The organism is Rhizobium laguerreae (assembly GCF_002008165.1).
GTDB classification, from domain to species: domain Bacteria; phylum Pseudomonadota; class Alphaproteobacteria; order Rhizobiales; family Rhizobiaceae; genus Rhizobium; species Rhizobium laguerreae.
Window position 1 is genome coordinate 154141 of sequence record NZ_MRDM01000020.1, and the last position, 10829, is coordinate 164969.

At 63.1% G+C, this 10829-nt stretch carries 9 protein-coding genes; 3 read left to right on the forward strand and 6 right to left on the reverse strand.

The window, feature by feature from the left end:
- Positions 1-74 precede the first annotated feature (74 nt).
- The 4 genes from BS630_RS26620 to BS630_RS26635 form a co-directional block, all read right to left on the reverse strand.
- A complete protein-coding gene (locus tag BS630_RS26620) occupies positions 75-1766 on the reverse strand; it encodes an amino acid ABC transporter ATP-binding/permease protein (RefSeq protein WP_077979784.1) in 1692 nt (563 codons plus the stop codon).
- A complete protein-coding gene (gene cydD, locus BS630_RS26625; protein WP_077979785.1) occupies positions 1763-3508 on the reverse strand; it encodes a thiol reductant ABC exporter subunit CydD in 1746 nt (581 codons plus the stop codon). Before cydD ends, BS630_RS26620 begins: the two co-directional genes overlap by 4 nt.
- Positions 3509-3512: 4 nt before the next feature.
- Positions 3513-4091, reverse strand: a complete 579-nt coding sequence (locus BS630_RS26630; RefSeq protein ID WP_026157699.1) for a GbsR/MarR family transcriptional regulator — start codon at positions 4089-4091, stop codon at positions 3513-3515.
- Positions 4092-4387: 296 nt separating this feature from the next.
- Positions 4388-4987 carry a HupE/UreJ family protein gene (locus BS630_RS26635; RefSeq protein WP_077979786.1) on the reverse strand — a complete coding sequence of 200 codons (600 nt, stop codon included), beginning with the start codon at positions 4985-4987 and terminating at the stop codon, positions 4388-4390.
- Between the two features lie 279 nt (positions 4988-5266).
- On the opposite strand from BS630_RS26635, the gene BS630_RS26640 reads away from it, so the two are divergent.
- Entirely contained in the window at positions 5267-6298 is a 1032-nt protein-coding gene (locus BS630_RS26640; protein ID WP_077979787.1) for a hydroxyacid dehydrogenase, read from the forward strand.
- A 28-nt stretch (positions 6299-6326) separates the two neighbouring features.
- Here the strand turns inward: BS630_RS26640 and BS630_RS26645 are convergent, their stop codons facing one another.
- Together BS630_RS26645 and BS630_RS26650 are read right to left on the reverse strand one after the other, a co-directional pair.
- Entirely contained in the window at positions 6327-7325 is a 999-nt protein-coding gene (locus tag BS630_RS26645) for a Tim44 domain-containing protein (RefSeq protein WP_077979788.1), read from the reverse strand.
- 84 nt (positions 7326-7409) lie between these two features.
- Positions 7410-7868 carry a YbaK/EbsC family protein gene (locus BS630_RS26650; protein ID WP_077979789.1) on the reverse strand — a complete coding sequence of 153 codons (459 nt, stop codon included), beginning with the start codon at positions 7866-7868 and terminating at the stop codon, positions 7410-7412.
- Between the two features lie 248 nt (positions 7869-8116).
- Between BS630_RS26650 and BS630_RS26655 the strand changes: the two genes are divergently transcribed.
- Both BS630_RS26655 and BS630_RS26660 read left to right on the forward strand, forming a co-directional pair.
- The gene (locus BS630_RS26655; protein ID WP_077979790.1) at positions 8117-9463 is read left to right on the forward strand and encodes an extracellular solute-binding protein; all 1347 of its coding nucleotides are present in this window, start codon (positions 8117-8119) and stop codon (positions 9461-9463) included.
- Between the two features lie 63 nt (positions 9464-9526).
- Positions 9527-10828: a carbohydrate ABC transporter permease gene (locus tag BS630_RS26660; protein ID WP_077979791.1), complete on the forward strand. Its 1302-nt coding sequence runs from the start codon at positions 9527-9529 to the stop codon at positions 10826-10828.
- The last annotated feature ends 1 nt before the right edge of the window (position 10829 follow it).

Genomic DNA, 10829 nt, shown 5'->3' on the forward strand with positions numbered 1-10829 from the left:
TCTTTCTCCCACGGTCCCACGGGGTACAGGGCGTTCCTCAGCGCCGACCGGCGCGTGAGGGCATGCAGTCTCGCTCAGTCCGGCCGAAGCCGGTCGAGCGCCTTTTCGAACGCCGCCTCTCCGCGGCGCGAAACTTCTGTGATGCGACCACCTTCGATGATGGCGATACGGTCTGCGATCGCCGCCTCCCGGCGGATATGCGTGGCGATCACCAGCGAGCGGCCCGCCGCCATTGCCGACAGCCGGCTGAGCACGTCGCGGGCGGTGACGCCGTCAAGACCCTCGGTCGGCTCATCGAGCAACCAGAGCGGCGTGTCGCGCAGGAAAAGCCGGGCAAGCGCCAGCCGGCTCGACTGTCCACCGGAAAGACCGAGCCCGCCTTCGCCGAGCCGGGTATCGATCCCCCGCCGCATGGCCTCGATATCGGCAAGCAGGCCGGCGGCGGCGAGCGCTTCGCAAAGACGGGCCTCGTTCGCATCCGGGTTTGCAAGGAGCAGGTTGCCGCGCAGGCTGTCCTCGAAGAGCTCCGTCCGTTGCGTGAGCAGGGTTGCTGTCATCACGGCAACATTTCCTTTCCTTGCCGGCAATTCGCCGGAAAGCAGGGCAAGCAGGCTCGACTTGCCGGCACCGCTGCTGCCGATGACGGCGAGGCGTTCGCCCGGTTGAAGCGCAAGATCGATATCCTCGAGCGCCGGCACGGCGGAGTTTTCATGGAAGGCTGACACCTTCTCCAGCGAAAAAGCGCATCCCGGCAATGGCGCCGGCAATGGTTCGAGTGCCGCCGCGACGGCAAGCCGCGGCGCGATGCGCCTTGCCGCAAGCAGTGTCCGCCCAAGTTCCAGGGCGCCGCGGCGGAGCGCCGCAAAGGGTTCGACTGCCGCAAAGGCGACAAGCAGGCCGAGCGCGGCGACAGGGGCGGTGATCGCCTTCGTTTCCGCAAGTGCTGCGACGGCGAGCAGCGAAGCCGTCAGCAGCAAGGTCGAGACGAGGCCGAAGCCGAATGTCAGGCCGGTCTCGACGCGGTTCAACTGGTCGTCGGCGCGGGCAGAGTAAGCGTCGGCCGCAGCGATGGTACCAGTCTGCGCGGTAAGCCGGCCGGCCATCAGCAGATCGGTCTGGCCGGCGACGAGATCGATCGTCCGCGACCGCAGCGCCTCGATGCCATGGACGCGTCTGCGAGCATGTTTGCGCGCCACCCGGCCGGCGATCAACGGCAGACCGAGGCCGGCACCGGCGAGAAAAAGGCCGAAACACAGGCCGAACACGGGATGCATCAGCCCCAGCACGAGGCTTGCCGCCAGTGCTGCACCGATCGCCACCGCGGCCGGCACGAGGATGCGCAGGTAGAGGGAATCGAGCGCATCGATATCGGCCGTCAGTCGGAAGAGCAGCCGTGCGGGACGATGGAGCAGGGCGCGGGCAGCACCCGGTTCGGCAAAGCCGCGAAACAGCCTTTCGCGCAGGGCGGCGAGCACGCCAAGCGTTGCGTCATGGGTCGCAAGCCTTTCGCCGTAGCGCGCGGCCGTACGGACGATGGCGAGCAGGCGGATGCCGGCTGACGGCGCAAAGACGTCGAAGGTTATGGCGGCAGCAGCCGAAAGGCCGGCGAGTGCGGTTGCGGTGATGAACCAGCCGGACAGGCCGAGCAGGGCGATGCCGGCGGTCACCGTCGCCGCCGAAAGTGCTGCGCCGAGCAGCAACGCACGCCGGCGCTCGGCAAGGAACAGGCGCAGGATCGGCTTGAGGTCCGCAGCAAATCCGCTCATTCGGCGGCCTCCCTCATAACGATGCCGGCATCGACGCGCATGGTGCGATGCATACGGGCGGCAAGCAGCGGATCGTGGGTCGCAACGATCAAAGTGCGGCCCCTGGCGAGCGAAAGCAGGCTCTCGGTCACCTCGGCGGCGGTGACGGCGTCGAGATGTGCGGTCGGCTCGTCGGCCAGGATGATCCGGAGATGCGGATTGCAGGCGGCACGCGCGATCGCAAGCCGCAACGTCTCGCCGCCGGAAAGCCCGATCCCGCCTTCGCCGAGCGGCCGGTTGCCATAGGCGGCGGCGACTTTTCCAAGCCTGGCGACGTCGAGCGCATCCGTCACGTCGCCGCGCAGGATACCGGGCCTGCCGAGCGCGATATTGCCGGCGATCGTGCCTGCGAAAATATGCGGTCTTTGGCCGATCCATGCCATGCTGGCCCGCAAGGCGTGGGCGCTGTCATCCGCAAGTGCGGTGCCGCCGATGACGATGCCGCCACCGGTACAGGGCGCCAGTCCTGATATGAGCGAAAGAAGCGTCGACTTGCCGGAACCGCTGGCGCCGAGAAGCGCCAGATGTTCGCCGGCCGCGACATCGAGGTTGAAACCGTCGAGGATCAACGGTTCGTCGGCGTTGTAGCGGAAATCGACATTCTCAAGTCGGATGGCCGGCGCTTCGACGACGGCAGATGCTGCTGGCGCAACGTCGGCTGCTCCTTGGATGGACAGCCCGCCGGCAGCGAGGGTGTCCAGGGCCTTCAGCGCCGCTTCGCCGGCCGCCCGATCATGCCAGACGGCCGAGAGTTCACGCAGAGGCTCGAAGAAGGCCGGTGCCAGCAGCAGGATGAACAGTCCCTCGGTCAGGTCGAGCCGGCCTACCCAAGTGCCGAAGCGGATCTCACCGAGCAGGCTGAAGCCGACATAGACGGCAATCATCGCCACGCCGAGTGCGGCGAAAAGCTCGAGCACCGCCGAGGACAGAAAGGCGATTTTCAGCACCGCCATGGTGCGCGCACGCAGCGACTCCGCCTCCGACCGCAGGCGGAGTGCCGTTGCATCGACTGCGTCGAGCGCACGGATGGTCGCCAGTCCGCGCAGCCGATCGAGCAGGAAGCCGTTTAGGCCGCCGGTCGCGACGAGTTGCCTTTCACTGGCCGCCTGGGCACGCCAGCCGATCAGCGCCATGAAGATCGGGATCAGCGGCGCGGCAAACAGCAGAACCAACGCCGCGATCCAGGAGACCGGAAGGATAAAGGCAAGGATGATGAGCGGCACGAGGCTGGCCTTCATCCGTGCCGGCTGGAAACGGGCGAGATAAGGCACGATCAGCTCGGCCTGTTCGCCAACGACACTTGCCGCTTTGCCGGAGGCAAATCGGTCGCGATCGACCGGCGACGACACGGAAATTGCCGCGGCGGCGATCTGCCGCCTGCGGCTGAGTTCAGCGCGGGCGGCTTGAAAAGCCAGGCGGCCGCCAGCCGCATCGAGACAGCTTCTTGCAAATCCGAGGACGAGGATACCGAGGGCGGGCCAGAGAACGTCATGCAATCCGCCGCCATCGGCGATGCGGCCGACCGACACGGCCAGCAATGCCGCCTGCGGGATCCAGACGGCAGCAGCCAGCGCCTGCAGCATTGCCGCTCTGCGCAGCGCACCTTTCGCATCATCGGGGCCGGTGACAGACGAGACCGTATCGCCGTCCGGCACCGGCTCGGCGCCCCGTCCGTCCTTCGCGTCGAAGAAAGCAGTGCTCATGGCGCTAACTCTTGTTCGCAGGATTTGGCCGGCGGCTGCGGCCGAGCGAAACGACGCGGTCCTTGGCCTCCAGAAGCTTGGTCACTTTCGCGCCGAGCGAGAGTAGCGTTGCGAGCCTTTCTGTTTCAAGTTGTTTTACGTCTTCATACCAATGCGTCAGTTGCTCGATCAGCGTGTGCATCTCGCTCATGCGCTGCTGCGCATGCCGCTCGGCGTCGCTGGCCGGCCGCTGCATCAGGATCTCACGCAGAACCGACAGCGTCGGATCGACTTCACGCTTCTTTCGCTCCTCGGCAAGCGTCCTCAATATCTGCCAGACATCGTCAGGCGTGGTGAAGAAATCGCGGCGGTCGTCTGGCTTGTGTTTCAGGATGACAAGGTTCCAGGCCTGCAGTTCGCGCAGGCTCATCGACACATTGGAGCGCGAGATGCCAAGCGACTCGGCGATTTCCTCGGCGCAGACCGGCGCGGGCGAAACGAAGAGCAGGGCATAGATCTGGCCGACCGTGCGGTTGATTCCCCAGCGGGACCCCATTTCGCCGAAGTGGAGAACGAAGGACTGGACGAGAGGCGGAAGGTTCATGGTCGTTTCCGTTGCGTCTGTGATTTCAGAAATTTCTGAAATCACTATACTGACTTTCGCGTCTCACCGGCAATCGGCAAGGCAGGCCTGCGTCAATTTGGATGTTCGTTCGTTGATCGTGGGCTAGATATAGCCGGACGCGATGTGGCTGGATTTGACTTGGGTCAAGTCCACAGCACTTTGCAGCGATGACGCAGAAACGCCCGGGGATGCGTTACGCAAGCCGGGCGTCCTCTCGGATTGAGATGTCTAGGCCGCCGATGCCGCCCAGTTCTTGTTCAGGAATGCTGTCAGGCTCAGATCAAGCCGGCCAGAATGCCGACACCGGCAACAGCAGCAAGACCGCCGGCCGTGCGTGTCACGAAGAGGCCATGACGTTCACCGGCGCGGCCGATGAGATAACTAAGGACGAGGCCGGCGACATGCAGCAGTGCGGTCGCGACCATGAAACCGGCGGCATAGGCGGCACCGGCGGCATTTTCCGGCATTTCGGCGCCATGTGCAAAACCGTGGAAGATGGCGAAGAGGCCGACGATGCCGAGTGCTGCGGCGAGCGGCGCCTTGACGTGGAGCGCAACGACGGCGCCGAGGACGACAACGGAAAGCGCGATGCCGATTTCAACGAAGGGAACGTTGATGCCGGCAACGCCGAGGGCACCACCGAGTGCCATCACCAGAACGAAGGTCGTCGGCACGAGCCAAGTGGCGCGGCTGCCAAGCTGAAATGCGAAAACACCGACCATCACCATGGCGAGAACATGATCGAGGCCAGAGATCGGATGGGCAAAGCCATGGCTGAAGCCGGCAGCTTCGCCGATGGCGGGATGGGCATAGGCGACGGCCGGAAGCGCTGCGGCAGCCAAGGCAAGCAGGCCGCTCTTGAGTGCTGATTTCATTGGCTCATTTCCCTCGTGAGTTTTCGAATATCCTGCGGCCGCCGAACACAGGCACGGTTCCAAGTCGCGCGCATCACGCTAATTCAAAGAATTCACGCCGTCAACGAAAATGCCATGAAATACCGAGCCAATTCAACTGCTTATCTGATAGGCAGATGCCACTTTCGATAGCTTCTCCCGGCGCGCCGCGCCTCAAGATCGAACTGGAAACAACTCCGCACAGGGGCTATCAATCGTCCGGCAGAAACGGTGCAAACCGCCGCGATGGAGGAGACGCCCATGACGAATACCGAACGGCCGCTGGCGATCAGCGCGCCCGAGCCGCGCACGCTTGATCTGATCTTCAGCGACAGCGCGCGCGCCGACCTGCAGGCGAAATATGAGATCGTCGAGGCCGACCCCGAGAATATCGCCGGGCTCGGTGACGGCATCCTCGGTAGGGCACGCTACATCATCGGCCAGCCGCCGCTTTCGGCGGAAACGCTGGCCAGAATGCCGGGCCTGCGCTCGATCCTCAATGTCGAAAGCAATCTGCTCAACAACATGCCTTATGAGGTGCTCTTCCAGCGCGGTATCCACGTCGTGACGACAGGGCAGGTCTTTGCCGAACCGGTCGCCGAAATCGCCCTCGGTTTCGCCCTGGCCTTGGCGCGCGGCATCGTCGACGCGGATGTCGCGTTTCGCCAAGGCAGCGAACTCTGGGGAGGGGAGGGGAATGCAAGTGCGCGGCTGATCGCCGGTTCCGAGATCGGCATCGTCGGCTTCGGCGATCTCGGCAAGGCGCTGCGTCGTGTGCTTTCCGGCTTCAGGGCGCGCATCCGGGTATTCGACCCCTGGCTGCCGCAATCGATCCTTGAGGAAAACGGCGTCGAGCCCGCAAGCCTTCAGGAGGTCCTGACAAAGAGCGATTTCATTTTCGTCGCCGCCGCCGTCACCAGCGAAAACAGCAAATTTCTCGGCACTGAGGCCTTCGCCAGCATGCGCAGGGGCGCGGCCTTCATCCTGCTCAGCCGCGCCGATGTCGTCGATTTCGATGCGCTGATGGCGGCCGTCTCGTCAGGCCACATCGTCGCGGCGAGCGACGTCTACCCTGAGGAACCGCTGCCGCCCGACCATCCGGTGCGGAGCCTGAAAGGTTTCATCCGCTCGGCGCATAGGGCAGGCGCCCTCGACAGCGCCTTCAAGAAAATGGGCGACATGGTGCTTGAAGACATGGACCTGATGGATCGCGGACTGCCGCCGATGCGCTGCAAGCGGGCGGAACGCGAGACGGTCTCCCGCATGCGTTCCAAACCGGTCGCGGTGAATTAAAGACAGAGCATTGGTTTTGAGCGCCGCATCAAGCGGCGCGCTGCTCGGCACCCTGGATCGCCGCAAGCTTCCAATCGGCGCCAGACTTGCGCACGAAGGTCCAAACCTCGGTGCTTTCGCTCGGACGGCGGTCGTCGCCGGAAACCAGGCGGCCGCTGTCGCGTTCGACCATCGCGTCGATCGAGGAATAACGCATGGCGAGCGTCGCATATTCCTGGCCTTCCTCGCGCCAGGCCTCGGCAATATCGCCCTGCAGCAGCTTGACGTCGGAGACACTGTTGCGCACGCCGTTGGTGGCGTTTTCGCCGAGCTCCTCGGCGAGATAGGACATCGCCTCGGGCGTCGTCAGCCGGCGCAAGGTGCCGTAATCTTCGGCACCGTAGGCAGTCTGCACTTGAGTCAGCAATTCCTCGAACTGATCGAGATCAGCCTGCGTCAGCCCGATCTCGTCGCTCGGCCGATTGCCGCGCGACTGCCCGCCGAAACCGCCCCCCGAACCGATCGTCGGGATCTGGAATGACGAATTATTCGTGGGCGACATGTTGTAGGACCGGCTCTGACCGCCACCGACGCCGTAGGAAGGCTGGCGGCGGTTTGCGAAATAACGCATGGCGAGCATGACGGCGCCGCCGATCAATGCGATCTGCAGCAACATACCGAGCAAGCCGAAGCCGCCGCCGAAACCGTGGCCGAGCAGCATGCCGAGAAGGCCACCGGCAATCAGGCCGCCGATCATCGAACGGCCGAAGCCGCCGAAGAAACCGGGGCGCTGAGCGCCGAGGGGCTGCTGAGCGGTAGCAGGTGCCGTTGTCTGCGGACGTGGAGTCATCGACCGTTCGATCGGCGCTGCGGTCCCAGGCGCGGTGCTGGTGACAGGCGGGGCCTGGAAGGTGCGCGTGCCGCGGCTTCCGAAACCGAAGCTGCCGGCGCGACGGGCCTCGGCATCGTCGAGGGAAGCAAAAACGGTGGCGCTCGTCAGAGCGGCAATGGCCGCGATCTTGGCAAAACGCGAAACGGCACTCGGCATTCCTGATCTCCTGTCATGCGCAATCACGGCATGTCGAGATGTAATATAGGGACTCTTTCCGCCGTGTGAAGCTCTTCGGCGCCATTACTGGCAGACGTCGACCCAGCTGGCGCCGGTCAACTCCGCCAGCCGTCCGGTTTCGATGCGCACGGCCGAGTTTATCGAGCCCGCGGCCGGCACGACTTCATCGAAGCGTTTCAGCGAGATATCGCAATAGATGGGCAACGGCGAGGGCAGGCCGAAGGGGCAGACGCCGCCGACCGGATGGCTGGTGACGGCCACAACCTCTTCGGCATCGAGCATGCGCCCCTTGGCTCCGAAGGTGTCCTTGAACTTGCGATTGTCGAGCCGCGCCGTGCCGCCGGCAACGACCAGCATCATTTGCTCGCCGACACGCAGGCAGATCGTCTTGGCGATCTGGGCCGGCTCGACGCCATGGGCTTCGGCGGCAAGCGCCACCGTCGAGGAGTTCTCGGCGGTTTCGATGATTTCGATATCGGGTGCGTGGGCACTGAGGAAGGCGCGGACGGATTCAAGGCTCATGACGCGATGCTAGCCCAGGAAATACGCAATTTGAAGCGTAAAAGACGCCTGTCAAAAACCGCCGCTTGCAAGTCGTGCGGACATCGTCATAATAATTTTGCACACGTGCTCAATTTTGTCATTCGGCCGTTACGTTCGCCCCTAGAGCGGGATACGCCACGTTTTCGTGGGGTTTTCGGAACGGCCGTCACGCAACAGTGATGACCCGTCAAGAGGCCTCACACTGCTCTTCCAGGGAGACGAAGAAGATGACCATTTTGCCGACATTGAAATCTCTTGCCGTCGCAGCCGCCATCCTGGCTTCGACCTCCGCAATTGCACTCGCCAAGGACGTTCACATCAGCGTCTGGGCCGGCGGTACCGGCCCGAACGACGTCTATCGCCTCGACGCCATCGAGATCGCAGCCCAGCAACTGCAGCGCGAAGCCGCCCTCAAGGGCGAAGAACTGAAGATCACCGTCGAGAAGAAGCCCTATTCGGCCTGGGAGGACTTCAAGCAGGCGCTGACCCTTGCCGCCGAAGCCAAGACCGCTCCGAATATCGTCGTCAGCGGCCATGAAGACATCGCACCGTGGTCGCAGGCCGGGCTGATCGTTCCGATCGAGGATTATGTCGATCTCGACTCCTGGCCGCTCAGCGACATCTATGAAAACCTGTTGCAGATCGCCTCTTACAACGGCACTGTCTACGGCATCCCGCAGGATGCTGAATCCCGTCCGATGTTCTTCTGGAAGCCTTACATGAAGGCGATCGGTTACAGCGACGCCGATTTGGATGCGTTGCCGCAGAGCGTCCAGGACGGCAAGTACACCATGAAGAACCTGCTCGAAGACGCCAAGAAGATGCAGGACAAGGGCCTCGTCCAGGCCGGCTACGGTTTCTATCCTCGCCCCAGTAACGGCCCTGATTACTGGCAGTTCTACAGCAGCTTCGGCGGCACGATGGAAGAAGGCGGCAAGCTCGTTTTCGACAAGGCCGCGATGACCCGCACCTATCAGTTCTTCGCCGATGCCGTGAAGACCGGTGTTACCAAGAAGAACCACATCGGCATGCCGGGCGACCAGTGGTGGAAGGAAGTCGCTACCGGCAAGGCCGGCATCTGGGACGGCGGCACCTGGCACTATGCCCGCCTCGTCAACCAGGAAGGTCTGAAGGACTTCTTCGGCAACGTGATCTTCACGCTGATCCCCGCCGGTGAAGGCGGCAAGGCCAACACGCTGACCCATCCGCTCGTCTACCTGCTGACCGCAGGTCATGACCAGGAAGACACCGAGATCGCCGCCCAGCTGGTCAAGATCGCCTCCGAGCCGCGCACCAACGCGCTGCATGCGGTCAAATCCGCCCATCTCGGCATCTCCAAGTCGGAATCCACGGTCGACTTCTACTCGGCTGACCGCTGGACCCGCGAAGCCACCGAGCGCCTGCTGCCGCATGCCAATGCGATGCCGAACAATTCCGATTTCGGCAAATATTGGAACATCATGTGGAAGAACCTCGAAGCATCCTGGACCGGCGCCAAGACCGTAGACGCCGCGATCGGTGACGCCGAAAGCGAGCTGAAGAGCACGCTCGGCGACAAGATCGTCATCCGCTAAGATCGAAGCACTCTACCGGGCGGCGGCACCGCCGCCCGGTCGGTCCGCGATGAGGGGGCTTCCATGAAATCGTCCAGAACGCTCGGACTGGTGATGATCGCGCCTGCCGCGATCATGATCGTCCTGTTCTTCCTGATGCCGGTGGTTCTGACGGCGGTCTTCTCGATGACCAATATGACGACGGCGACCGGCATTTCCGGCGGTGTCTACCAGATCGCGCCCAATTCCCTGATCGCGCTAAAATCGGCGATACCAGACATCGCAGCCGAGATGGCCGAACCGCGCTACACGATCGACGATGCAGGCCTCAAGGCCATTGGAGGCCTCGGGCTTGCGCCTGGGATTGCCGCGGAATTGCGCGCCAAACATACAGGTGAGGTGTTCACGGCACGCCGCGACGTCGAGCGCATGATCAAGGATCTTGCCGAGCGACCTTCGACACGCGAGGTCAAGCAGATCTCCGAACAGTTCAACCGCTCCGTCCTCAACACCCGTTTCGACAGCAAGGAGCAGCTCTTTTCGTCGCTGGATAGTCTGGGGTTCAAGCTGACGCCGGAACAGAAGGAAACCGTCGCCAGGGTCACCTATACCGGTTGGACCTGGACGACCGACAATTTCTCACGCATGGCCACCTCGCCCGACATGGCGCGTGTGCTTTTCAATACCGTGCTCTACGTCGCGCTGGTGCTGATGCTCTTCAATGTCGGTTATGCGCTGTTGCTCGCCATCCTGACGCATTACATGCCGCCGACGCCTGCCTCGATCTTCCGCGGCATCTGGCTCCTGCCGCGCATAACGCCCGTCGTCATTTACGTCATGCTGTGGAAGTGGCTCGCCTGGGACAGCGGATTCATCTCTATCCTGATGGGCAAATTCGGCTATCCGCCGAAGAACTATCTTCTCGACAACGCCTATAATGCCTGGTTGTTCGTCGTGCTGATCAACGGCTTCATCGGCGCCTCGATGGGCATGCTGGTGTTCTCCTCGGCGATGAAGGCCATTCCGAAGAGCCAGTTCTATGCGAGCGAGGTCGACGGCGCCTCCCGCTGGCAGCAGATCCGCTACATCATCCTGCCGCAGATGCGCTGGCCGATCCTCTTCGTCACCTGCTATCAGACGCTGTCGCTGCTTGCCTCCTTCAATGAAATCCTGCTTGCGACCAATGGCGGACCGGGCAATGCGACCGAGGTCTGGGCGCTGTCGGCCTATCACACTGCGCTGAGGAACTATGCCGGCAACCTCGAATACGGCTTGGGTGCCGCCATGGCCTTGGTGCTGGTCGTCATCGGCGTGGCGATGTCGCTTCTCTATCTGCGCGTCTTCAGCTACGGCACGCTTGTCGCCAAGCCCTTGATCGAGGATTGAC

Bases quoted from the DNA above. Each gene is read 5' to 3' on its own strand.
- BS630_RS26650 (WP_077979789.1), bottom strand. From the start codon at position 7,868: ATGAGCCTTGAATCCGTCCGCGCCTTCCTCAGTGCCCACGCACCCGAT.
- BS630_RS26645 (WP_077979788.1), bottom strand. From the start codon at position 7,325: ATGCCGAGTGCCGTTTCGCGTTTTGCCAAGATCGCGGCCATTGCCGCT.
- BS630_RS26635 (WP_077979786.1), bottom strand. From the start codon at position 4,987: ATGAAATCAGCACTCAAGAGCGGCCTGCTTGCCTTGGCTGCCGCAGCG.
- BS630_RS26660 (WP_077979791.1), top strand. From the start codon at position 9,527: ATGAAATCGTCCAGAACGCTCGGACTGGTGATGATCGCGCCTGCCGCG.
- BS630_RS26630 (WP_026157699.1), bottom strand. From the start codon at position 4,091: ATGAACCTTCCGCCTCTCGTCCAGTCCTTCGTTCTCCACTTCGGCGAA.
- BS630_RS26640 (WP_077979787.1), top strand. From the start codon at position 5,267: ATGACGAATACCGAACGGCCGCTGGCGATCAGCGCGCCCGAGCCGCGC.
- cydD (WP_077979785.1), bottom strand. From the start codon at position 3,508: ATGAGCACTGCTTTCTTCGACGCGAAGGACGGACGGGGCGCCGAGCCG.
- BS630_RS26620 (WP_077979784.1), bottom strand. From the start codon at position 1,766: ATGAGCGGATTTGCTGCGGACCTCAAGCCGATCCTGCGCCTGTTCCTT.
- BS630_RS26655 (WP_077979790.1), top strand. From the start codon at position 8,117: ATGACCATTTTGCCGACATTGAAATCTCTTGCCGTCGCAGCCGCCATC.